The sequence below is a fragment of the Pseudomonas sp. UBA5666 genome, from assembly GCF_002420785.1.
Classification (GTDB): domain Bacteria; phylum Pseudomonadota; class Gammaproteobacteria; order Pseudomonadales; family Pseudomonadaceae; genus Aquipseudomonas; species Aquipseudomonas fulva.
In genome coordinates this window covers 35,459-58,146 of record NZ_DIIQ01000037.1, presented here as the reverse complement: position 1 = coordinate 58,146, position 22,688 = coordinate 35,459, and the positions used below count along the sequence as shown (strand labels likewise).

Annotated in this window: 25 protein-coding genes and 1 riboswitch; of the genes, 16 read left to right on the top strand and 9 right to left on the bottom strand. The window is 61.6% G+C overall.

From position 1 onward, the window contains the following. Nucleotides 1–22: 22 nt before the first annotated feature. A complete protein-coding gene (locus B2Y33_RS16145) occupies nt 23–2,110 on the bottom strand; it encodes a putative bifunctional diguanylate cyclase/phosphodiesterase (RefSeq protein ID WP_206406016.1) in 2,088 nt (695 codons plus the stop codon). Nucleotides 2,111–2,244: 134 nt separating this feature from the next. Then, a riboswitch (TPP riboswitch) is annotated at nt 2,245–2,361 on the top strand. Nucleotides 2,362–2,443: 82 nt separating this feature from the next. Here B2Y33_RS16145 and B2Y33_RS16140 point away from each other — a divergent pair. The 3 genes from B2Y33_RS16140 (at nt 2,444) to codA (ending at nt 5,131) form a co-directional block, all read left to right on the top strand. Next, nucleotides 2,444–3,091, top strand: coding sequence for a TenA family protein (locus B2Y33_RS16140; protein ID WP_027915620.1), 648 nt, complete (start codon nt 2,444–2,446; stop codon nt 3,089–3,091). Next, nucleotides 3,088–3,750 carry a thiaminase II gene (tenA, locus tag B2Y33_RS16135; RefSeq protein WP_049695966.1) on the top strand — a complete coding sequence of 221 codons (663 nt, stop codon included), beginning with the start codon at nt 3,088–3,090 and terminating at the stop codon, nt 3,748–3,750. The genes B2Y33_RS16140 and tenA overlap by 4 nt, the downstream gene beginning before the upstream one ends. Before the next feature lie 139 nt (nt 3,751–3,889). Next, on the top strand, nt 3,890–5,131 hold the full coding sequence (gene codA, locus B2Y33_RS16130; RefSeq protein WP_059184016.1) for a cytosine deaminase: 1,242 nt from the start codon (nt 3,890–3,892) through the stop codon (nt 5,129–5,131). A gap of 11 nt (nt 5,132–5,142) precedes the next feature. Here codA and B2Y33_RS16125 read toward each other — a convergent pair whose 3' ends face one another. The 3 genes from B2Y33_RS16125 to B2Y33_RS16115 all read right to left on the bottom strand — a co-directional run bounded on the left by B2Y33_RS16125 (nt 5,143) and on the right by B2Y33_RS16115 (nt 7,790). Beyond that, nucleotides 5,143–6,090, bottom strand: a complete 948-nt coding sequence (locus B2Y33_RS16125; protein ID WP_028687514.1) for an ornithine cyclodeaminase family protein — start codon at nt 6,088–6,090, stop codon at nt 5,143–5,145. Next, nucleotides 6,087–7,082, bottom strand: coding sequence for a threonine/serine dehydratase (locus B2Y33_RS16120; protein ID WP_033695114.1), 996 nt, complete (start codon nt 7,080–7,082; stop codon nt 6,087–6,089). The genes B2Y33_RS16125 and B2Y33_RS16120 overlap by 4 nt, the downstream gene beginning before the upstream one ends. A gap of 102 nt (nt 7,083–7,184) precedes the next feature. Beyond that, complete coding sequence (locus tag B2Y33_RS16115; protein ID WP_206406017.1) at nt 7,185–7,790, bottom strand: helix-turn-helix transcriptional regulator; 606 nt, start codon at nt 7,788–7,790, stop codon at nt 7,185–7,187. Nucleotides 7,791–8,048: 258 nt separating this feature from the next. Between B2Y33_RS16115 and B2Y33_RS16110 the strand changes: the two genes are divergently transcribed. Further along, nucleotides 8,049–9,038 carry a DNA-binding protein gene (locus B2Y33_RS16110; protein WP_028687517.1) on the top strand — a complete coding sequence of 330 codons (990 nt, stop codon included), beginning with the start codon at nt 8,049–8,051 and terminating at the stop codon, nt 9,036–9,038. A gap of 53 nt (nt 9,039–9,091) precedes the next feature. Beyond that, nucleotides 9,092–9,262, top strand: coding sequence for a DUF6021 family protein (locus B2Y33_RS16105; protein WP_169738687.1), 171 nt, complete (start codon nt 9,092–9,094; stop codon nt 9,260–9,262). Between the two features lie 100 nt (nt 9,263–9,362). Here the strand turns inward: B2Y33_RS16105 and B2Y33_RS16100 are convergent, their stop codons facing one another. Both B2Y33_RS16100 and B2Y33_RS16095 read right to left on the bottom strand, forming a co-directional pair. Beyond that, nucleotides 9,363–9,632, bottom strand: coding sequence for a hypothetical protein (locus B2Y33_RS16100; protein WP_027915613.1), 270 nt, complete (start codon nt 9,630–9,632; stop codon nt 9,363–9,365). A gap of 7 nt (nt 9,633–9,639) precedes the next feature. Continuing rightward, a complete protein-coding gene (locus tag B2Y33_RS16095; RefSeq protein ID WP_028687519.1) occupies nt 9,640–10,140 on the bottom strand; it encodes a DUF4142 domain-containing protein in 501 nt (166 codons plus the stop codon). Between the two features lie 140 nt (nt 10,141–10,280). On the opposite strand from B2Y33_RS16095, the gene B2Y33_RS16090 reads away from it, so the two are divergent. Continuing rightward, complete coding sequence (locus tag B2Y33_RS16090; RefSeq protein WP_288633129.1) at nt 10,281–11,861, top strand: sensor domain-containing diguanylate cyclase; 1,581 nt, start codon at nt 10,281–10,283, stop codon at nt 11,859–11,861. Between the two features lie 18 nt (nt 11,862–11,879). On the opposite strand, the gene B2Y33_RS16085 is transcribed toward B2Y33_RS16090, so the two are convergent. Continuing rightward, a complete protein-coding gene (locus B2Y33_RS16085) occupies nt 11,880–12,575 on the bottom strand; it encodes an MgtC/SapB family protein (protein WP_206406019.1) in 696 nt (231 codons plus the stop codon). A 394-nt stretch (nt 12,576–12,969) separates the two neighbouring features. Here B2Y33_RS16085 and B2Y33_RS16080 point away from each other — a divergent pair, with 394 nt between their 5' ends. The 10 genes from B2Y33_RS16080 to B2Y33_RS16035 all read left to right on the top strand — a co-directional run bounded on the left by B2Y33_RS16080 (nt 12,970) and on the right by B2Y33_RS16035 (nt 21,403). Then, on the top strand, nt 12,970–13,440 hold the full coding sequence (locus B2Y33_RS16080) for a sterol desaturase family protein (RefSeq protein ID WP_027915609.1): 471 nt from the start codon (nt 12,970–12,972) through the stop codon (nt 13,438–13,440). 125 nt (nt 13,441–13,565) lie between these two features. Next, complete coding sequence (locus B2Y33_RS16075) at nt 13,566–14,453, top strand: Dyp-type peroxidase (protein WP_206406020.1); 888 nt, start codon at nt 13,566–13,568, stop codon at nt 14,451–14,453. A gap of 82 nt (nt 14,454–14,535) precedes the next feature. Further along, the gene (locus B2Y33_RS16070) at nt 14,536–15,444 is read left to right on the top strand and encodes an aldo/keto reductase (protein WP_206406021.1); all 909 of its coding nucleotides are present in this window, start codon (nt 14,536–14,538) and stop codon (nt 15,442–15,444) included. A gap of 4 nt (nt 15,445–15,448) precedes the next feature. Next, nucleotides 15,449–16,732 carry an NTP/NDP exchange transporter gene (locus tag B2Y33_RS16065; RefSeq protein ID WP_027915606.1) on the top strand — a complete coding sequence of 428 codons (1,284 nt, stop codon included), beginning with the start codon at nt 15,449–15,451 and terminating at the stop codon, nt 16,730–16,732. Nucleotides 16,733–16,878: 146 nt separating this feature from the next. Next, on the top strand, nt 16,879–17,052 hold the full coding sequence (locus B2Y33_RS16060) for a KGG domain-containing protein (protein WP_059184008.1): 174 nt from the start codon (nt 16,879–16,881) through the stop codon (nt 17,050–17,052). Between the two features lie 60 nt (nt 17,053–17,112). After that, nucleotides 17,113–17,310 carry a hypothetical protein gene (locus tag B2Y33_RS16055; RefSeq protein WP_027915604.1) on the top strand — a complete coding sequence of 66 codons (198 nt, stop codon included), beginning with the start codon at nt 17,113–17,115 and terminating at the stop codon, nt 17,308–17,310. Nucleotides 17,311–17,331: 21 nt separating this feature from the next. Continuing rightward, nucleotides 17,332–18,678, top strand: coding sequence for an iron-containing redox enzyme family protein (locus B2Y33_RS16050; protein ID WP_206406022.1), 1,347 nt, complete (start codon nt 17,332–17,334; stop codon nt 18,676–18,678). Further along, on the top strand, nt 18,678–19,631 hold the full coding sequence (locus B2Y33_RS16045; RefSeq protein ID WP_027915602.1) for a methyltransferase: 954 nt from the start codon (nt 18,678–18,680) through the stop codon (nt 19,629–19,631). The genes B2Y33_RS16050 and B2Y33_RS16045 overlap by 1 nt, the downstream gene beginning before the upstream one ends. A 219-nt stretch (nt 19,632–19,850) precedes the next feature. Continuing rightward, nucleotides 19,851–20,438, top strand: a complete 588-nt coding sequence (locus B2Y33_RS16040; protein ID WP_027915601.1) for a nucleosidase — start codon at nt 19,851–19,853, stop codon at nt 20,436–20,438. 104 nt (nt 20,439–20,542) lie between these two features. After that, entirely contained in the window at nt 20,543–21,403 is an 861-nt protein-coding gene (locus B2Y33_RS16035; RefSeq protein WP_059184006.1) for a Ku protein, read from the top strand. Between the two features lie 6 nt (nt 21,404–21,409). Here B2Y33_RS16035 and B2Y33_RS16030 read toward each other — a convergent pair whose 3' ends face one another. Both B2Y33_RS16030 and B2Y33_RS16025 read right to left on the bottom strand, forming a co-directional pair. Next, nucleotides 21,410–22,084, bottom strand: a complete 675-nt coding sequence (locus B2Y33_RS16030) for a glycosyltransferase (protein WP_049695957.1) — start codon at nt 22,082–22,084, stop codon at nt 21,410–21,412. Further along, nucleotides 22,081–22,680 (bottom strand): class I SAM-dependent methyltransferase, encoded by a 600-nt coding sequence (locus B2Y33_RS16025; protein WP_027915598.1) that lies wholly within the window; start codon nt 22,678–22,680, stop codon nt 22,081–22,083. The genes B2Y33_RS16030 and B2Y33_RS16025 overlap by 4 nt, the downstream gene beginning before the upstream one ends. Nucleotides 22,681–22,688: the final 8 nt, after the last annotated feature.

The following is a 22,688-nucleotide window of genomic DNA, read 5'->3' as shown; positions in this document are numbered from 1 at the left end:
GGCTTGCATTCAGTGCCTGGCTTCAGTGCAACGCGGCGAGGGGCTGCGACTCACCCCTGAAGGGCGCGTAGTCACGCAGTTGCGCGGCGGACAGGGGCCGACTGAAATGATAGCCTTGGGCAACATCGCATCCCGCCAGGCGCAAGCACACGACCTGCTCGCGGGTTTCCACGCCCTCGGCCACCACCACCAGCCCCAGGCGCTTGGCCAGGATGATGGTGGAGGCCACGATGGGGCTGTCGTCCGGACTGTTGGAGAGCGAGGCGATCAGGGATCGATCAATCTTCAGCTTGCTCAGGGGCAGTGCATGCAGATGGGCAAAGCCTGCATAGCCCCGGCCGAAGTCGTCCAGGCTGATCCCGATGCCTGCCTGGCGCAGGCGATGCAAATGCTCGATTGCCGGGCCCTCTGGGTCGAGGATGGTGGTTTCGGTGATCTCCAGTTCCAGGTGCTCGGGCGCAATGCCGTGGTCGCTCAGGTGACTGAGCAGACGCGCGGCGAAGTCAGGCTGAAGCAGCTGCAGGGCAGATACGTTGACGGCCAGACGGACCAGTCGACCTTCCATCTGCCAGGCCGACAAGGCCTCGCAGGCAAGGCGCAGCACTTCCCAGCCCAGCTCGACGATAAAGCCGCTGCGTTCGGCCAGGGCGATGAAACGGTCGGGGTAGAGCAGGCCGAACTCCGGATGCTGCCAACGCACAAGCGCTTCATAGCCTGCGACCTGGTGGTCATCGAGATCGATCTGCGCTTGGTAATGCAGGACGAATTGCCTGCCTGCCAGTGCCGTGCCAAAAGCTTGCTCCAGGGTAAATGCCTGGATGTCGGCCACGTTCAGGGAGGGGTCGAAGTAGCGGTACTGCGCGCGGCCTGCCTGTTTGGCCGAATACATGGCCGCGTCGGCGCTGCGCACCAGGCTGTCGATGTCCTGGCCATCGCGCGGGCAGATACTGACCCCGATACTAGGACTGGTATTGACCTCCTGGCCATCCAGGGCATAGGTGGCCGACAGCCTGCGCACGAGTTCGCGTACCCAGGCATCGATCTGCTCCTCGCTGCGCTCGCCTGCGAGCAGCACGACAAACTCATCGCCACCAAAGCGCGAGGCTTCATCGCCGGGTTCGAGCAAGCGCTGGATGCGGCCGGCCACGGCCTGCAACAGCAGGTCACCGACCTTGTGGCCTAGCGAATCGTTGATGGACTTGAAGCGGTCCATGTCGATGAAAAGGATGGCCATCAGTTGCCGCCTGCCACGCTGATGGATCAGCGCAGCACCTGCCACTTCGACGAATTGACGACGGTTGTGCAGGCCGCTGAGATGATCGGTGGCGGCGGCATGGCTGCTGCGCCGGTGTGCATCCTCCAGGCGCCCGATCAGCTGCTGGTTGATGTGCTGGGCTTGCTCCAGCGCCGTGAAGGCGTCCTGACGCTTGCGCAGCAGGCGCAGGGTCCAAGCCAGGCTGGCCAGGATCATCAGCGTCATGCCAAGGGTCAGCCAGAACTGCCGGGCATAGGCCGCGTCGACGGCCCCGGTGATCTCGTTCTCGCGCTGGCCGATGATGAGGGTAAAGCCATGCTCGGGCCGGCGCCTGAAGACGCTCTGGTAAGCGTCACCCTCCAAATACTGGGTCAGCGCGCCCGCAGGGGGGCCATCGATTGGCAGTGGCGGCTGTAAGGCAGCAGTGATCGGCACCAAGCCGCGATTGCCGATGCGCAGGCTTTCCGTGCCGTCGGCCTGCCACACACTCACGCGGGTCGAGTCGCCCAACTCCACCTCTTGCAGCAATTGCGTCAAGGGCTGGGCGGCGAGGTGCACTGCAACCAACGTGCTGCATGCTTTGGACTGCTCAGGTGAGGGCATGAGGAACGGGGAGGCGGTCGCACACGCTGCGCCGTCGGTAGCTGCTTGGGCACGGTCGAGCAATTGGCTGACGCTCTCGGCAAGCAGGTTGGCCAGCCGCTGATGTTCGCTGCCACGGTTGATCAGGGCGTCCTGCCGAGCAGTGGATTTCTGCGCAACATGCACCCCCCACAGAAAGGCCAACGAGGCAGCGCACAGCAGCAGGATCAGCAGCCTGAGCAGGCTCGCCGACGAGAGTGAACGTCGTGTCAATTGCAGTGTTTCCCGGCCTTGGGTGAGGCCCGGACACTACGACAGCAACATGACAGGACCATGACTAATGGCAAATAGCCTGTAGCGATGCCTGCACGAAGGATGACAGCCGCGGGTCAAGTCGGGTATACCTTGCCGCTACCAAGGGGAGCCCGATAACGGGCTGAGAAACCGCTGAGCCTGGTGCAGCGCGGTGACCCTTCGAACCTGATCCGGATAATGCCGGCGAAGGGATGGGGTGCAATTCCACCTGCCTTTCTGCCGGTCTCAAGGCGAGACCCCATTCATGACGATTGTCCAGGTCTCGCTGCCACCTCCACCAAGGACAGCGCCATGACCGAAGGTTTCACCCAGACCCTGCGCCGCCAGAGCGAGGCGACATGGGCCGCCGCCACGGGCCATCGTTTCGTGACTCAACTGTGTGACGGCAGCCTGCCTGACCCGATCATGATCGACTACTTGGTCCAGGATCATCGCTTTCTGGACAGCTTCCTGATGCTGCTGGGCGCCGCCATTGCCAGTGCCGACACCTTCGAGGCGCGCCTGCGCCTGGGGCGATTCGCGGGCATGATCAGCAGCGAGGAGAACACCTACTTCCTGCGGGCGTTCCAGGCGCTGGGTGTCAGCCCGGCGCAGCGTGAAGCGCCGATGGACACGGTGCCCACGGCGGCCTTCAAGGCCATCATGCGCGAAGCGGCCGCCACCCGCTCGTATGCCGCAGCGCTGGCAGTGCTGAACGTCGCCGAAGGCCTTTACCTGGACTGGGCGCTGCGCGCGCCCAAGCCCCTGCCGCCGCGCTTCATCCACGCCGAATGGATTACCCTGCACGACAATGCGGATTTCCAGGCTTTCGTGGCGTTCCTGCACGCCGAACTGGATCGCGTCGGCCCCCAGCAGGCCGCCGTGGCGCAAGACTTTCACCAGCGCACCGTGGCGTTGGAGCTGGCCTTCTTCGACGCCATCTACCCGGAGGCTCAATGAACATGGACATTTTCGATCGGCTCAAGCAGGCCGCTGCACCGCAGTGGCACAGTTACGTGGACCATGCATTCGTGCAGCAGATGGGCGATGGTACGTTGAGTGAAGCCGCATTTCGGGCCTATCTGGTGCAGGACTATCTCTTCCTCATTCAGTTTGCCCGCGCCTGGGCGCTGGCGGCTTACAAAAGCAGGCGGCCTGCCGATATCCGTGCCGCTCAGGCGGGGCTCGCAGCGATTCTCGACGAAACCGACCTGCACGTGCGTTTGTGCGCACGCTGGGGCCTGAGCCAGGCTGACATCGAGGCCGCCCCCGAGCATCCGGCCACCGTGGCCTACACGCGGTATGTACTGGACTGCGGTGCTGCTGGCGACTTGCTGGAGCTGCACGTGGCGCTGGCGCCCTGTGTAATCGGCTACGCCGAGATCGGGCAGTCCCTGGCCGCACGTATCGGCAACCTGGCCGAGCACCCCTATCGCGAGTGGATCGGCGAATACGCCGGTGCCGGCTACCAGGCCGTCGCAGCAGCTGCACGCACCCATCTGGATTCATTGGCGGCCCGCAGCATGACGGATCAGCGGTTTGCCGAACTGGCCGCGATCTTTGCCCAAGCTTCGCGGCTCGAGGCCGATTTCTGGCAGATGGGTCTGGACATGGCGTGACGGGGCAGCCCCATGCCTGGATCGCCACTGGCTCCGTGCGCCATTGGCTGGCAAGCTGTGGTGCACAAGGGCTGGGCGCGGATGAACGCCGCGACTGGCCCGTAGCGCTCGAATACGATCCAGGACGAGGAAGGACAGCATGAACATCATCAATGCACGGCTGCGTGGCAAGCCTGGCCTGTTTCGCATCGAGCTGGCGGGCCAGCGTATTGGCGCGATCACCGCGCAGGACGCGGGCGTGCTGCCCGTGGCCGGCGCTGACCTGGATGCCGGCCAGAACCTGGTGGTACCACCCTTCGTCGAGCCCCACATCCACCTCGACGCGACCCTGACGGCCGGGCAGCCTGAGTGGAACATGAGTGGCACGTTGTTCGAGGGGATCGAGCGCTGGGCCCAGCGCAAGCAGAGCACCACCCATGAAGACATCAAGACCCGGGCCAAGACCACCCTAAACATGCTGGTCGATCATGGAATCCAGCATGTGCGCACGCATGTGGACGTTACCGAGCCCGGCCTGGTGGCACTCAAGGCCATGGTCGAGGTCCGCGATGAAGTGCGTGATCACGTGGACCTTCAGATCGTTGCCTTTCCTCAGGAGGGTATTGAATCCTACCCTGATGGCCGCGCATTGATGACCGAGGCGGTGGCCATCGGCGCCGATGTGGTTGGCGGCATTCCCCATTTCGAGAACACCCGTGAGCAGGGTGTGTCGTCGATCCAGTTCCTGATGGATTTGGCAGAACGCACCGGCTGCCTGGTGGACGTGCACTGCGACGAGACCGACGACCCGCAGTCGCGATTCCTGGAGGTACTGGCCGAACATGCTCGGGTCCGGCAGATGGGGGCGAGGGTGACTGCCAGCCACACCGTGGCCATGGGTTCGTACGACAATGCCTACTGCTCGAAGCTGTTTCGGCTGCTGAGGCTGTCAGGCATCAACTTCGTGTCATGCCCCACGGAGAGTATTCATCTGCAGGGGCGCTTTGACACCTATCCGAAGCGTCGCGGGGTCACCCGCGTAGCCGAACTCGACCGCGCGGGCATGAACGTGTGCTTCGGCCAAGACTCGATCGTCGATCCGTGGTACCCCTTGGGTAACGGCAATATCCTGCGGGTACTGGAGGCGGGCCTGCACATTTGCCACATGCTGGGCTATCAGGACCTGCAGCGCTGCCTGGACCTGATCACCGACAACAGTGCGCGCGCCTTGAACCTGGGTGAGGGCTATGGCATCGAGACCGGTCGCCCTGCGAACCTGCTGCTGCTCTCGGCCCCGGACGACTACGAGATGGTGCGCAGCCAGGGCCACGCGCTGGTGTCGGTGCGCAATGGAAAGGTACTGATGCGGCGCCGGCCTTCGCAGGTACAGCGCGAATTTTGAACCCGGCGCTTTCAGGCGCCGATGGCCGCCAGCACACAATCGGCGATCTGCGCATCCTGGATGGCGACGCCGGTCAGGTCGGCCAACGTGATCTGGTCATCAGACTCCCGGCCATGGGCTCGGCTTGCCAGCAGCGTTCCAAGTTCGACCAGTTGGCTAGCTGTGATCAGGCCTTTTGCGATCGCCTGGGACACTTCGCCGTACTGGGTGCACTGAGTGACGGAGTCGACGACCACGCGGTCGGCCCTGGCGACCAGCGCAGGGTCCAGCTCTTGCTTGCCAGGCCCGTCCGCACCTACAGCGGTAATGTGAGTGCCTGGTTGTATCCAGTGCGCCTGCAACAGCGGCTGGCGCGAAGGGGTGGTGCAAACGATGAGGTTGGCAAGGCCGGCCAGTTCTGCGGCATCCAGTGTACTGCGCACGGTAAAGCCAAGTCCTCGCGCCATCGCGATGTAAGCGCCTAGTGCCTCGGCGTGACGCCCCCAGACGATCACCTGGCGGCAGTCGGTGACGCTGCGCAACTGCGCCAATTGCATCCTGGCCTGCATGCCTGTGCCCAGTATGCCGATGGCCTTGACCTGAGACGGCGCGAGCAGCCGTGCCGCGATCCGCCCCGCCAGTGCTGTGCGCATCGCCGTGAGCCAGCCTTGGTCCTGGAGCAGGGCCAGCGGCTGGCCGGTGTGGGCCGAAAAGACCATCATCAGCCCGTCGTTGCTCGGCAAGCCGTTGGACGGGTTGTCGTAAAAGCCGGTGGACACTTTGACAGTGAACGTGGGGCTGCCGGCTTTGTAGGCTGACTTGATGCAGCAATCCCCGTTGGTTTCGGCGAAGGTGAATGCTTGTACGGGCGGTACCTGGACGTTGCCAGCGGAATAGGCGATAAAACCCTCTTCGATGGCCCTCAGTGCTCGCTCGGTGTCCAGGCTCGCCAGGATCTGGGGCTTGGCGATCAGCTTCATTTCACGGCCTCGAGGAAGGTATCCAAGGCGATGTTACGCCCACACAGCACCACGGCCACACGCTTGCCCTGGTATCGGTGCGCGCATTTTTTCATGGCGGCCACGGCGACAGCTGCCGCGCCTTCGATGATCCAGCGCTCGCTACTGGCGATGTCGCGCATGGCGGCGCGTATTTGCGCTTCGCTGACCAAGACGGTGTCGGTGAGCAAGGCCTTGCACAGGGGCAGGGTGATGGCGCCGGGCTCGACACCGCCCGCCGTGCCGTCGGATAGCGTAGCGCTGGCAGGGACCTCGACGATCTTGCCGGCCTTGAGCGACTGCTCGAGGGCTGGATCATTTTCGGGCCAGCAGCCGATGATATCGACACCCGGTGCCAGGGTCCGCAGGGCAGCGCCGATGCCGGCGATCATGCCGCCACCCCCCACCGCGACGAACACGGCGTCCAGGTCCGGCGCCTGCTCGAACAGCTCCATACCGATGGTGCCCTGGCCGGCGATCACCTGCAGATCGTTATAGGGCGATACGAAAGGCACACCCTTGGCCTGGGCTTGCCTGGCCGCTTCCAGTTCCGCGCTCAAGGGGTCGGTCGGCAGGCAGATCACTTCAGCGCCGAGGTTGCGCATGGCTTCGACTTTATAGGTGGACGCCGTCGTGGTGGTGTAGAGGGTCACCGGAACCCCGGCGGTCTTGCCGGCCAGGGCCAGCGCCTGGCCGTGGTTGCCGGACGAGGCGGCGATGACGCCGTGTTCACGTGCACTTTCTGGCAAAAGCCTGACTTTATTGCTGGCCCCGCGAAACTTGAAGGAACCTGTGGGTTGCAGGTGTTCGCACTTGAGCCATACGTCCACGCCGGTCGTTGCCGATAGAGGCTGGCTGCGCGTCAGCGGGGTTGTGCTCACGGCTGGCCGCAATGCGGCATGAGCATGCTTGATTGCCTCGAACAGAGCATCGAGGTCAGTTTCGCAAACGGTTGGCGTTGCAGGGTTGGACATGAGTTTCAGGCTCCGTATGGAATTTCCGTCTACGGTAGACCTGTTGTCTATATTCTTGCAAACACTTCTTTTAGCGCGGAGCAGGCCTCGGCATCGAATTCGTCATGCCTTGAGCGCCTTCAGGTATTTGTAAACCGTCGCACGTCCCATGTTCAGCACATTGGCCACATAGTCCACGCCAGTTCGGCCTTCGAATGCGCCTTCGGCGTGCAAAGCCTGAACAAGACTGCGCTTGTCCTTCATCTGCAGTGTCTGCAGAGACAACGTGCGCGCCTTGAGCCAGGCATGCATGAAGGTATTGATGCGCTCCTGCCAGTCATCACGAAACAGCGCCTGGGGCTGCTCGACCAAGCGCCCCATCTGAAAGAACGCTTCCAACGCTTGGCGGGCGTTTTCAAGCACCGACAGGTCCAGGTTGATGCACAGCACGTGCCGCGCGTCACCTTGCTCATCACGCAAGACCGTACTGATGGAGCGGACCTTCTGACCGTTCCAGTTCAACTTTTCATAAGGGCCCAGCTTGGCACCGCCGAGCAGGTCGCCCAGATCCTCGGCGATCGCCGAGTCATCACCCAGGCTTCGCTTGGAGATGTTGTTGGCGATATGCACCACCGTCTGGGTCTGCAGGTCATGGACGACGACTTCAGCGTGTGGATATAGCAGCAGGGCGATGCTTTCGGCGATGGCCTGGTAGTTCTCGAGCGACATGCGGGACCACTGTGCATTTTTAGGAAGCGCTTATGGTGGCCCTGGGAGCTCGCTTGCACAAGGCGCCGTATGGCACGCGAGCCCAGGGTGTACGCCAACCTGCGCTGATTACGCTCAAGATGGGCTGAAAATCGGTATCACATTCGATAAGCCGTGATTATTCCATGTTAGCTAGCTCTTGTATTTACGATCAATAACTAACAAAATTAGTATGTAATTACATGGTACGTACAACATTACGAAATCGTAGGAGCGCGCATGGCACGTGGCGGGATCAACAAGGTGGTTGTGCAACAGGCCAGGCAGGCACTGATCGCAAGGGGGGAGAACCCCAGTATCGATGCCATCCGCATCGAGCTAGGCAACACGGGCTCGAAAACCACCATTCACCGCTACCTCAAGGAGCTCAACGGTCAGCAACCAATGCCCTCCGAGGGCGGCGCGCCAATCAGCGAGGTGCTAAGCCGCCTGGTAGGGCAGTTGGCGACGCAGCTGCAAGATGAAGCGGACTTGGTGATCGAGCGCGCTGAAAGCGTGTTCACCGAGCAGCGTGAAGCGCTCGAAGTGGCCTTGGCGACAGCCCAGCAAGCGCTTGCAGCGGGGGAACAACAGCACGAAATCGATGCAGCCGCCTTGCGCGAGGAATCGGAGAAACTCAGCAGCACCCTCAGTACGTTGCAGGCTGAGCAGCTGCGCAGCGCCAGCCTCAACCAGTCCTTGGGGGAACTGCAGGTGCGCCTTGCAGATAAGGATGAGCAGGTCAAATCCCTGGAAGACAAGCACCGGCACGCCCGCGATGCGCTTGAGCACTACCGCACGGCAAGCCGCGAGCAGCGCGAGCACGAGCAGCGTCGTCACGAGGCTCAACTGCAGCAGATGCAGGTCGAGGTACGGCAGTTACAGCAGGCCATGATCGTCAAGCAAGACGAGCTCACTCGCTTGCACCGTGATAACGAGCGCCTGCTGGGCGAGAACCGCCAGGCGAGCAACGAACGGCGGGCTCAGGAGCAGCTGCTTGAGCAGCGCGACGCCCAGATCCAGGGCTTGCGCACGATGCTGGCGCAGGCCCAGGGGGGTAGCGACGAGCTGCGCCGCCAACTGGATGTGCAGGCCAGAGTGCTGGAGGACAGTAGGGCGTCGTGTCGGGACCAGGCGCTCAAGCTTGAAGCGCTGGAGCGGGCGTTGGCCGAGAACCAAGCGTCGCTGCGCCTGTGTCAAGACCAGCTACGGGATGGCGAAGATAAATAAAACTTTCTGGCGCACCGGCTTTCTTCCCTAGACAGCCATTTGGAGAAGACCGCATGAGCGAACAAGGCACAACCCACGGCACGCAGCACGGGCCTCACTCGACTGACGATGCCGATAAACCGGATGATCTTGGCTTTGACCCTGACTCTCCTGACCTCGATGATCCTCAGGTGGACCCGCAAGGCCCCGCTAAACCGCCACGGGATGTAGAGAAGAACACCTGAAAGACGCGTACCAAGCAAAAGGCCCTGATCGTTATGATCAGGGCCTTTTACATGATGCGTCCACATCAGGGCGGGTTTTGCCAGCGGTGGCGCGTGAACGTCAGGCTTGTGCCTGTTTGTCCACTTCAGCCTGCTTGGCCGCTTCGACACCCTTGGCCGAGAGCTTGATCGGGTAGTTGAGCGTCACCTCATGATCAGCATCGACACTTACGCTACCATCGTGGATCAGGCCATCGTCCTGCAGCGATTTCAGCATGCCGGCCACGGCTTTTTCACCGCGGTAGTTGTCCAGCAGCTCCTTGCCCAGGCCATGAGGGTGAGCATGGTTGAGTCGAGTCAGAATTTCGCTTTTCAGTGCGTCGTTACTCATGCTTGCCTCACTTGCCGTGATGGGTTTGCAGTGCCTTGGCTTCTTCCAGGTGCTTTTCAAGGGTAGGCAAGGTCTTGGCAGCGAATGCCTTGAGCTCAGCCTTGTCCGAAGAAGCGGCTTCCTTCTTGAACAGTTCGACGGTTTTCTCGTGAGCATCGACTTGATTGTTCACGTAGGACTTGTCGAAGGACTCGTCACGCCATTCCAGAATCACTTTCTTCACTTTGTCGGTAATGGCCGCGTCATCGGGTACCGAGATGTCCAGCTTTTTCGCGATGTCTGCCAGCTCCTGGTTGGCCTGGGTATGGTCGGTCACCATATGCTGGGCAAAGGTCTTGATCTCAGTGTTCTGGCTCTTTTCCAGGGCAAGCTTACCGGTCACGATCTCTGCGATGCCGGCTTCGGTAGCCGCGTCTACGAAGTCGTCCGAGCTAGCAGCAAAGGCGTGAACCGAAGCCATGCCCAGCACCATGGAAAGGCCGACGCGCTTGATGAAGAGATTGCTCATGTTTCACTCCTTAAACGATGGCGCGACATCAGTGTCGCGTACTGTTGAGGGCGCGCGCAGGCCAAAGGTTTCATCTTTTTTGCATCATCAGGGCGTGGCAGTGGTCAACTGCGTTGACGAAGAACGTGCAGGGGATGTGCATGCGAAGCGCCAGGCAGACCGACGAAGAAACAGCCCTTGCGCTGGCGGGCCAGGGGCGAGCGGTGGCCCTGTTTCGCCTGGTGCTGGCGTTCATGTTGGTGGTCATGACGACGTTCGCAGCCGTAGAGGGCTGGCGAATCTGGCGTGATTACCGGGACGCGTTCCACAATGCCGCGAACATGGTGACCAATCTGGCCCAGGCCACTGCACAGCATGCCGAGGACGCCATTCGCCAGGTCGATTCAATCAGCGCGGCGCTGGTGGAGCGGGTGGAGGGCGATGGGTTCGAGCACTTGGATCGCAAGCGCCTGCATGGGCTGCTCAGCCAGCAAGTACGCATCATTCCGCAACTTCACGGCCTGTTCATCTACGACAGCCACGGTCGCTGGCTCGTCACGGACCGGTCGGCAACGCCACCAGCTGCTAACAATGGCGACCGTGATTACTTCATCTATCACCGCGACCATCCTGACAGCGCCATTCGTATCGGTGCAGTGGTGCGCAGCCGCTCGACGGGTGACCTGATCGTACCTATTTCAAGGCGTCTGAATTACCCGGATGGACGTTTTGCGGGGGTACTGCTGGGCACCATCAAGGTCGACTGGTTCGTACGTTACTACGGAGAATTCAAGATCGACGAGCGTGGTGCGCTGGTGTTGGCCAAGCGCGACGGTACGATTTTGGTGCGGCGTCCATTCGTCGAGCCGCTGCTTGAACGCAACCTGGCCAACAGCGACATTTTCAAACACCACCTGCCATACGCTCCCCAGGGGTTGGTCGAAGCGGTAGCCGTTGTCGACGGCACGCCGCGCCTGTATGCCTACCGAGCCTTGGCCAGCTACCCACTGGTGGTCGAAGCGGGCCTTTCTCGCGAGTCGATCATCGCCCCCTGGCGCCAGGACGCGATCAAATCGCTGCTCGTGTTACTGGTGCTGGTCATGGTCCTTGCGTTGTTCGGTTGGGTGGTCCTGCGCCAGGTGCGCGAACGCATCGTGATCGAGCGCGCCCTGCACCAGGCACACCAGACGCTCAAGACCCTTGCCTTGACCGACAGCCTGACAGGGTTGGGCAATCGTCGCAGGTTGGACGCGGTGTTCGAGGCCGAGCTGCGCCGTGCCCGACGACAGGCGTACCCTGTGTGCGTGGTGATGCTCGACCTGGATCACTTCAAGGCCTACAACGACCGTTACGGACATGGGGCAGGCGATCAGTGCCTGCAGCGCGTTGGCGAACTGCTGCGCCAGGCTGCCCAGCGTCCGGCAGACCTGGCGGTACGCTACGGGGGCGAGGAATTTACCTTGCTGTTGCCCGACACGGATGTATGGGGAGCGAAGGTGTTTGTCGAGTCGCTGCAGCAAGCCCTGCGCAAGGAGATGATGGTGCATGCGGGCAGCCCACTTGGGATTGTTTCATTCAGTGCGGGTACTGCGGTGGCGGAACCCGCGCGCAGTGAACAGAGTGCGCAGCAGCTATTGGAAGCGGCAGATGCGGCCCTGTATGAAGCCAAGCGCCAGGGCCGGGACCGCTACGCGGTTGCTGATCCTGAAGTACGGCATGGGGATGCGGGCAGCCCGGCCTAGCCCCGGCAGGCACTGGCCTCACGCCTGAAGTTGCCAACGTACCGAACTGACGCCTTTCTCCAAGCTGACCCGGCTGACCAGCCGCTCCAACTGGGCTGGCGCCTGTGAGGTACCCAGTAGCTGGGCGCGCACCTCCAGCCGGGCCGGGTCTGCCAAGTCCTCGCTATGCAAGGACTGCAGGCGCAGTTGAGTCTCGCCGAAGCTGTGCAGCATCAAGCTGCGGATCTGAATTTCATCCTGGGCTCGACAGACGATACGCACCTCGAACTGCTGCTCCACCTCCGTGGCAGGCACAACCTCCTGGCGGTCGAGGCGCTGGGCAATATCGCGCAGCAAGATGTTGGCGCACAGCACGACCACTGCACCCAAGGTTGCTTCGAGTAGCAGCCCCAAGCTGCACAACACGCCAATGGCCGCGGTGCACCATAGCGTTGCGGCGGTGTTCAGCCCACGCACGTTGAAGCCGTCCCGCATGATGACGCCGCCGCCCAGAAAACCGATGCCCGACACCACATAGGCCGCCACCCGGGAGGCATCGGTAGGTGCCATGCCCGGGACCGTCTGGGTCATCAGCACGAACAGGCAGGCACCCGTGCTGACCAGGCCATTGGTGCGCAGGCCAGTCAAGCGCTGACGCAGTTGACGCTCGGCGCCGATCAAGGCCCCTAGCAGCAGGGCGGTGCTGACACGCAGCAAGAATACGTTCCAATCCATAACAAACCTCTTCCGCGGGCACAGGCCCGCTTCAACGCCATCACTCAGGAGGGCGCGGTGGTAACAACCAGAGATGCGAAAGGACCACGGGAAAGGAGGGGGCGATGCTGTGCATCGGCTACCTTGGCAACTCGGCCAGGCAGCATGGGAGACTGACTGGCTAGCGCGCTGCGTGGGCCTGTCGCAAGCGACTGGGGCTAGTGTCCAATGCAGGGCTCCTGTTGATGAATGCAAAAGTGCGGCGCGGACGATAAGCCCGACCCTTGATCAGGTCAAGGGTAAAAACATGACAATGGCTTCATCCGGAAAAGCCTGACAAGCCGGCGGGTACGATGGAAAAATCCACGTTCAATGGTTAACCTTTTGCTTTTTACGGACCGTCGCGGGCTGATTCATGCTGTTCAATATCCTCGTCCTGCTTGGCACACTGGTGGCCATGGAGGGTGTCGGCACCTTGGCGCACAAGTACATCATGCATGGCTGGGGCTGGTGGCTACATCGCTCGCACCACGAACCCCACCTGGGCGTGCTTGAAACCAACGACGTTTACCTGCTGGCACTGGCGGTCATTTCGCTGGCACTGGTGGCGGTTGGCAAGGCCGGGCACGCGCCATTGCAATGGGTCGGAGGCGGGGTGGCGGCTTACGGCGCGCTGTACGTGATTGCGCATGATGGCTTTTTTCACCGTCATTGGCCGCGCAAGATGCGCCCGGTGGGGCGCTACCTGACGCGCTTACACCGCGCCCATCGGTTGCACCATGCCGTCAAAGGGCGCGAGGGTGGTGTGTCGTTCGGTTTTTTCTACGCACCTCCGCTAAAGCGCCTGGTGCGCGAGCTGCGGCGCAACAGGGACGCCGGTCACTGAGATCTCACGCGCACAGGCGCTTTAGCTGAGCGAGTTCCCCCGCGATCCTACCGGTTCGGGCATACATTGCACTGTCTGAGTCTGCGCAGTAGCATGCGCGCTTTTCAGCCCAGGACTCGCTCTTCATGTCGTATCAGCAAGGTCTGCTTGCCACGCCCGTGCCGGTGCACGCGCGTCACCTGTTCTTTTCCATCGAGTCAACCGAGGCCGTGCCTGCGGCGTTAGACGCCTTGCTGGGCCATGTCGACGGCCTGCGCGTGACACTGGGTGTGGGCGCGCCGTTGGCAAAAGCGCTGAACGCTCACGTCGAAGGCCTGACCCCGTTCCCGCTGCTGGACGCCGCGGTCGAGAACCCCAGTACCCAGCACGCGCTGTGGCTATGGTTGCGGGGTGACGAACGCGGGGACCTGTATCTGCAGGCCCAGGCGCTGGAGCGCCTTCTAAGCCCGGCGTTCGCGCTGGTTGATCACGTTGATGGTTTCCTTCACCAAGGCGGCCGGGATCTGACCGGCTACGAAGACGGCACGGAAAACCCCAGTGGCGATGACGCCATCGAGGCCGCCATCCTGGGTGAAGGTGCGCCAGGGTTGCAGGGGTCGAGCTTCGCCGCATTTCAGCTGTGGAAGCACGACATGCAGTATTTCAAATCGCTGCCTCAGCAGGTGCAGGACAACATCATCGGCCGTCGCCTGAGCGACAACGAAGAGCTGGATGATGCGCCCGAGTCAGCGCATGTGAAGCGTACTGCCCAGGAAAGCTACGCGCCCGAAGCTTTCATGGTGCGTCGCTCGGTTTCCTGGGCTGACACCCGCGGTGCGGGACTGGCATTTGTGGCCTTGGGTACGTCTTTCACCTCGTTCGAGGTCCAGTTGCGCCGCATGAGTGGGATGGAAGACGGTGTGATCGATGCTCTGTATCAGTTCACCCGCCCGCTAACCGGAGGCTATTACTGGTGCCCGCCGATGACGCACGATGTTGTGGATCTGCGCCTGCTGTTGCGGGCTGAGCGTTAAACATCCAGATACACAAGATGATCGCAAGGCGTCTATGAAGAACTAGCATTGGATATTTCCGCTGTGTTACCGGAGAGTTCCTATGTATGGACGTCGGGAAGTCCTACGTGCAGGCGCTGCGATCGGTCTGCTGGCCGCCAGTCCCTGGCTGAGCGCAGCTGCACCGGCGAGCATGCTGTCGCGCCCCATCCCGTCAACGGATGAGCGACTGCCGGTGATCGGCGCTGGCACGTCAGGCAGCTTCGAAGTCGCGGCAGGCTCAGCGGACTATCGGCAGCTGTATCAAGTGCTTGAAGCCTTTTTCGCAGGTGGCGGGCGGGTCATCGACACCTCTCCCAATTATGGCGGAGCAGACAGTATCCTGGGGCAGTTGCTCGACGAAGGCGGGTGGCACCGCCAGTGCTTCATTGCCACCAAGATCGCCGCCAACAGCCGCGCAGATGCCCAGGCCCAATGGGCCGGCACGCTGCGCAGCCTGCGCACGGACAGCGTGGACCTGCTACAGGTGCACAACTTGCGTAACTGGCAGCAGCAGTTACCTTATGCACGTGAACTCAAGCAACAGGGCAAGACGCGGTATGTGGGCATTACCCACTATCTGAACGCTGGGCACGATGAAGTGGCCGCAATCGTGCGCAGCCAGGCCCTGGACTTCATCCAGATCAACTACGCGGTCAATGCCCCCGGCGCTGCGCGTGAGCTTCTTCCCCTGTGCCGTGACAAGGGTGTGGCGGTGCTGATCAACCGCGCCTTCGATGACGGTCGTCTGTTCGCCACGGTCAAGGACCGCGCGCTTCCAGAATGGGCACAGGAGCAGGGCATCGGTAGCTGGGCACAGCTGTTCCTGAAGTTCGCCCTCAGCCACCCGGCGGTCACCGCCGTCATACCGGCTACTGGCCGACTGGACCGTCAACTGGACCAGCTCAAGGCAGGGCAGGGCCCGTTGCTTACCCAAGCGCAGCAGCAAGCGCTCATCGAGCAGTTCTCCTGACATCATGGTGACGTGGCGGCAGCGCCTGCAGCGGATGCTGGACATGCGGCCCGGGGAGGCGCCAGCCGTCCTGGCAGGCAGCCTGCTGTTCTTCATGCTGTTCACGGGCTATTTCATGCTGCGGCCCGTGCGTGAAACCATGGGCGTTGCCGGTGGTGTCGAAAACCTGCAATGGCTGTTCACCGGTACCTTCATCGCCACTGTGGTATGCCTGCCTGTGTTTGGCTGGCTGGCCTCCCGTGTACGACGCCGGTACATACTGCCTTGGACCTATGGCTTCTTCATCTGCAACTTGCTCGCCTTTGCAGCGTTGCTGGCACGCCACCCCGACGGGCCTTGGGTGGCACGAGCGTTTTATATCTGGTTGTCGGTATTCAATCTACTGAGTATCTCACTGGCCTGGAGTGTGCTTGCGGACCTGTTCAGCACCGAGCAAGGCAAGCGCCTGTTCGGTGTAATGGCAGCAGGGGCAAGCCTGGGCGGGCTGAGCGGGCCGCTGCTCGGCACACTGCTGGTGGCGCCTCTTGGACACCCAGGCTTGTTGACGCTCGCGGCGTTACTGCTGCTGGGCAGCGTACTGGCCGCCTGGGTGTTGCAGCATTGGCGTACGACTAACCCTCTACCGACCCGCGAAGCCCCCCATGAAGGCCGCGCGCTGGGTGGCAATCCGTTTTCAGGCGCAGCGGCGGTGATGCGTACGCCGTATTTGCTCGGGATCGCCGTGTTCGTCGTGCTGCTGGCCAGTGTCAGTACATTCCTCTATTTCGAACAGGCCCGCATCGTCAGTGAAACCTTTGCCGACCGCACTCGCCAGACGCAGGTGTTCGGCGCCATAGATGCAATCGTTCAGGCACTGGCTATTCTGACGCAGCTGTTTCTCACCGGTCGACTCGCCCGACGCCTGGGTGTGAGGGTATTGCTGGTGGCAGTGCCCCTGGCCATGGCCGCTGGGTTCGTATGTTTGGCCTTGTCACCTGTCTTCGTTTTGTTCGTCATCGTGATGGTCGTACGGCGTGCCGGCGAGTACGCCCTGGTACGGCCAGGACGCGAGATGCTGTTCACGGTGGTCAGCGCCGAAGACAAATACAAGGCCAAGAACTTCATCGACACCGTGGTGTATCGAGGCGGTGACGCGGTCAGCGGCTGGATAAAGCGGGGCCTGGACCTTATCGGGGACCATCCACAAGTGGCCATGTTGATCGGGGCGACACTCGCCGTTTGCTGGGCCGCAACCGGTCATTGGCTAGGTGGCCAGCAGGGCCGACGGGACAAAACGCCAGGCCGGTGACGGGGGCGCGAACTATTGGGCATACCCTTGTTTAAGCCGTTTGTCCGAAGCCTTCTCGATAATGCGAATCCTGGCGGACGTCCGGACTCCCAATTCATGTACGGCATTGGCGCCGTGCATTCCGAAGTCATAAGAGGTTTCAGATCATGGCCACTAAAGACAATAGCCGTAGCGGTAACCAGCAGGGCAGCCAAGGCGGTAGCAAAAATTCGGGCAACGTCGCCAATGACCGCGAGAAGGCTTCCGAAGCCGGCAAGAAGGGGGGCCAAGCAAACGCTGGCCACTCCAGCGAGTCGGGCCGCAAAGGCGGCAAGTCATAAGTGAAGCCTTGCAGTGCCAGGCCCGCCTGGCACTGCGTTTACTCGAGCAAGGAGCCTGCCATGCGCACATTCCCACTGATCATACTGATTGGCGCCTTGACCATCGTCGGCGGTTGTTTTGACCGCGACAATAATCACCCCGGCAAGGATTCCGATGCCAGCAAGCCGTCCTTGCAGATGCAAAAACCCGATGAAAACGCTGCACCCCGTTCTGCGCCAGCCCCTGAGCCGATGACAGGGCAGAAAGCCAATCAATAATACGCGCACGAGGAATATGCCATGACGGTCATGACCCGCCAGACCGCCGCGATGGTCCAAGCCCCATCTGTCGCCCCCAGCCTGAAGGACCGTTACCACGCCTTGCTCGAGGGCCATGACACCAGTAGCCGGGCCTGGCTTGATGCCCAATTGGAGCAAGCTCAGGACATGCCTGACGACTTGCCAGATGATCCGGCGCAACTCGACGCCTGGAGCTTGCAACACGCTGCCGGTGTGGCCGAGGGCTACAAGGCCTATCTGGATCAGCGCAAGCAGGGCGGCCCGCGGCGCTTTTTTGCTAACCGGGCCCAGGCCTTGTGGTTCCTGCAACAAGTTGAGCCCACTAAGGTTGTAGACGGTGCCTGGCTGTTCAGTGCTTTGCGGGAATGGCAAGATCCACGTTATCACGGTCTTATCCGTACGTACCTCGAAGAACTGGGCAGCGGTGATCCTCGCTGCAACCATGTATTAATCTACCAGCGCCTGATGAGCCGGCTCGGCTGCCTGGAGCGTCCGGACCTGGAGGATAGTCGCTACTTGCAGGCATCCTTGCAATTGGCGCTCGGCGAGTATGGCCAGGACTATCTACCCGAAGTGATTGGCTACAACCTTGGCTATGAACAGCCGCCTTTGCATCTGCTGATTACAACGTACGAATTGGCAGAGCTGGGTATCGACGGATTTTACTTCCAGCTGCATGTCACCATCGACAATGCCGCCAGCGGGCATGCCCATCTGTCGCTCCAGGCGCTGCGCCAATTGTGCCCGGCCTATGACGTGGCGGGTTTTTATGAGCGCGTCCGTCGGGGCTACCGGCTCAATGATCTGGGGATCAGCACCCCTGCGCTCATCGCACGTTTCGACTTGGAAGCAGAGCTGCTCCAGGCCCTGGAACACAAGCGCAATTTCGGTCAGTTCATGCATTCGGACCACTGCCGTCTGCAAAAGCGCACCATTAATCAGTGGCTGGCCGAGCCGGGCGCCATGCCGGCCTTTCTTGAAGCCATGCAGGCCCAAGGCTGGATTCGCCGAGGCGAGGCTCCCGAGCAAAGCCGCTGGTGGCAACTGATCGAGGGGCCGACCGCGCCCATGTATGGTGTATTTACCGCCTACGAGAAGCAGTTGTGGCACGACTGGATCGCCGCAGGGTCGCAATCGCGCATTCGCCGGGTGCTACCGGGTACCTGGGAGGCAGCCCTGCAATTGCAGGACCAGACGTCGAGTAATCGGCGGCCGTGCACTGCGGACTACGACATGGATACGCTGATCGGTGCCATGTCCGGCAACAAACATGCGACGCCCGAAGGATTGGTCGCGACCCGGGCTTACATACAGGCCACTGGCCTGCTCCAGGAAGGATCTCACTGATGCCCCTCGATTCATCTCAGACAGCCGCAGACCAAGCCTTACTCCAGTTGGGTAAGCGCCTTCGCGCCGATGGTTATCATTTTACCTGCGTGACACCCGCAACCCATGCTTTGGTCAACGCCCGGCCAGGCGCCGAGAAGGCTTGCACCGTCCGCGATGTGTTTGGTTGGAGTCGGCCGTTTGCCGCCTCGATGCTGTCGGACGATGAGCTCGACCTGATGAAAACCGCCGGCGTAGTGAACACTCATCGAGACCTGCTGGCCAGCACCGTCCGTTGGTCGACCCTGGACGGGGTGATGCTGGTGCACTCGGCTTACCCTACGCAGGCCAGCGATGCGGTGTTCTTTGGCCCTGACAGCTATCGTTTCGCCCATGTGATCCAGGATCACCTGCAATCGACCCTCAAGCGCATTGAGCGTGCGGTGGACATCGGCTGTGGCACAGGGGTGGGCGCATTGGTGATCGCCCGGGCTGCGCAGCATGCACAGGTAACCGCCGTGGACATCAATCCCAATGCATTGCGTTTTACTGCGGTCAATACAGCCCTCGCCGACGTCAGTAATGTCTCTGTTCAACACAGCAATATTCTCCAGGACGTGACGGGTCAGTTCGACCTGATCGTGGCCAATCCTCCCTACATGCTTGATGACGGGGAACGCACGTATCGTCATGGCGGAGGATCGCTTGGGGCTGACTTGTCGCGTCGCATCATCGAGCAGAGCCTTAAGCGACTGACCGTGGGGGGATCACTGTTGCTCTATACCGGCGTTGCCATCGTTGAGGGGCAGGACGCTTTGCTCGAAGGCGTTCGCGAGCAACTGGCCGGCCCTGAATTTTCCTGGGTCTATCGAGAGATCGACCCTGACGTGTTCGGCGAGCAATTATTGGAGCCAGGCTATGAGCGAGTCGAACGTATTGCGGCTGTGGCACTGACGGTTACGCGTAATCGGTGATGGTACAGGATTGAGCGATATCCAGATGTGCCCCATGGGGCGCACAGCGGTCTCCGGGGTTCGGTATCACATCACACATTTCATCTTTACCGCTGCTTGCAGGGGCGCTCTGGCCGGGTGCCTCTTTGGCAGTCCGGCCTTCGTACGTAGGTGTTTGATTTCACCACCGGTTCAATGAGAATAGCGGGATCCATCACCGTTGTGCCAAGGACCGTAACCATGATGCTGACCCCGCTGTTCCCACGTGTAGCCCTTGAAGACACGCTGTTCGTCTTCGCCTTGGAGGCAGAGGCGGGTGGTTTGTTCGGGCATATGAATACGGTCTTCACCGGCATTGGCAAGGTCAACGCGGCGATTGCACTCACCCGCGCCGTTACCACGCGCAGGCCCAGGCTCATCGTCAATCTCGGTTCGGCAGGCAGTCGGCTGCATGGCAAGGGCAGCCTGGTGTGCTGCACACGGTTCGTCCAGCGTGACATGGACGTCACGCCCCTCGGGTTTGCGCGCTACGAAACACCGCTGTCCGACATCCCTGTCGTGCTCGAGCATGGGCTGGCCATTTCAGGTTTACCCGTGGAGACCTGTGGCACCGGGGACAATTTCGAGATCAGCCACGGTGATGCACCTTATGACGTGGTCGACATGGAGGCCTACGCGCTGGCGCTCATCGCACGCTCCGAGAACATCCCGTTCGTGTGTCTGAAATACATCTCGGACGATGCCGGGAGTGATGCGGCCAGCGACTGGTCCGTGCAGGTGCACTTGGCGGCCGAAGCCTTCAAGCGGGTGCTCTTCAATCCTGGCTGAGTTTCTGTCCAATGGCTGTGTTAGCCACCCAGCGCTGCGGTTAAACCTTTGCCCAAGTAGCGCAGTCACTTGAGGTATCAGCAGATCACTCAGGGAGCATGTCAATGGCCAGGGCAATCTGGAAAGGCGCCATCAGTTTCGGTTTGGTACACATACCCGTTGCGCTCAATTCCGCCGTCAGCAGTGAACGCGTTGATTTCGACTGGCTGGACAAGCGCAGCATGGACCCGGTGGGCTACAAGCGCATCAACAAGGTCACTGGGAAGGACATTGACAAGGAAAACATCGTCAAGGGCGTGGAGTACGAGAAGGGCCGCTATGTGGTGATCAGTGAACAGGAGATCCGCAAGGCGCGCCCGGAAGCCACCCAGACGATCGACATCTTTTCGTTCGTGGATGCGGGGGACATTCCCCTTCAGCACTTCGATACCCCTTACTATCTGAGCCCTGACCGGCGTGGGGGCAAGGTCTACGCGCTCTTGCGCGAAACGCTGGCTACCACCGGCAAAGTGGCCTTGGCGACAGTCGTACTCCACACCCGCCAGCACCTTGCACTCATCCGGCCCCTGGACGAGGCCCTGGTGATGATCACGTTGCGCTGGCCAGATGAGGTGCGTGGGCTCGACACGCTCGAACTGGACACTACAGTGACCAAGGCCAAAGTGGACAAACGAGAGCTGGATATGGCCAAGCGTCTGGTTGAAGACATGGCCGGCACCTGGTCACCGGACGAGTATCATGACGCGTTTCGAGACACGATCATGGAACTGGTTGCCGAAAAGGCCAGCAAGGGCAAGATCGAGACGGTGGAAAAAGGCGAGGACACCGGCGGCGAGAAGGGCGCAGATATCATCGACCTCACCGAGCTGCTCAAACGCAGCCTCGGCGGCAAAGGCCCTGCGCCTTCCAAAAAGAAACCTGCTGCCGCGAAGAAGCCCGCCAAACGCACGCGCAAGGCTTCCTGACGGCAGTCACAAGTGCTTGGCCTGCAGGTGCTCCTGCAGGCCGGCCAAGTAATCGCCAAACCCTTCGCGTGCGCGACACTCGCGTCGGCTGCTGGTAGCCACACTGTGCCCGGCTGACCAACTGATCGGTACCCCCAGCGCTTCCAGGTCCCGGACCAGACGCACATCCTCGTGGGCCGCCAGAGGCTGGAACCCGTCGACGCTCTGATAGGCCTGTGCGCTCACGCCGAGATTGGCACCATGGATATGACGATGACCATCACGTGCCTCGTAGCGGCTCAGATAGAGTTTGCGCAACGCAGCGGTTTGCCAAGGCTGCCAGTGGCTCACATGGACCGTACCGCACACTACTTCAGCGCCGCATTCGAGCTGTGCCGTCAGCCAGTGGGCAGGGACCTGGCTGTCTGCGTCCGTGCAGGCGAGCCAGGTCGCACCGCGCGCGAGCATCCATTCGGCACCCGCGCGCCGGGCCATACCGACGTTGCCAGCTTCAATCGCGAAGGTGTGTGCTCCGTGGCGCTGTGCGACGGCGGCGGTGCCGTCGGTACAGCGATCCAGAACCACCAGAATGGCGACGTGATGACCTGCCGCCGCAGCGTATTGGGCAGCAGTCGAGGCGGCCTTCAGGCATCGTCCCAGACGCCGGGCCTCGTTGTGGGCCGGAATGACGACGCCGATCATACGCACGTCTCGTCAAGGTCTACCACGCTAGGTTGGTTAGACCAGTAGGCCATGATGAAGTCGGCCTCGTCGTGGCAGAACACCGGGTATAGCGGCAGGTGTTTGGACAGCATCCGATGCACCTCGCGCCCGTCCTGCGGACACCCGGCGATGGGATGCTTCCAGTGGCACGCCAACAGGCCTCCATCATAGGACAGGCTGGCAACAGACTGCTCGATCACCTGCAACCAGTCGGTGGGATCAAGGTAATACCCCACTTCGCTGAGCACGATCAGATCGAAACGCCCGCCCGGCCAGTCGGCAGGCAGGCGAGCGCGTTCTACCCGTGCGTGGCGGATATCGGCCAGGCGATCGGTGGCCAGGCCCACGGCTTTCGGGTCGAGGTCCTGGCACACCAGCTCGGCACAGCGCTCGGCGAGCAGCACACTGAGTTCGCCATTGGCGCAGGCCGGCTCGAACACACGCTCGTAGCACTGCCGGGGGAGGCTGGCCATGACCAGGTCGCGCTTGCGTTTTTCATACCAGCGGGTACGAAAAGCCCAAGGGTCTTCATTGGCGGCATACAGGTCGGCAAAATATTGGGCATCGATACTCATGGCAGATC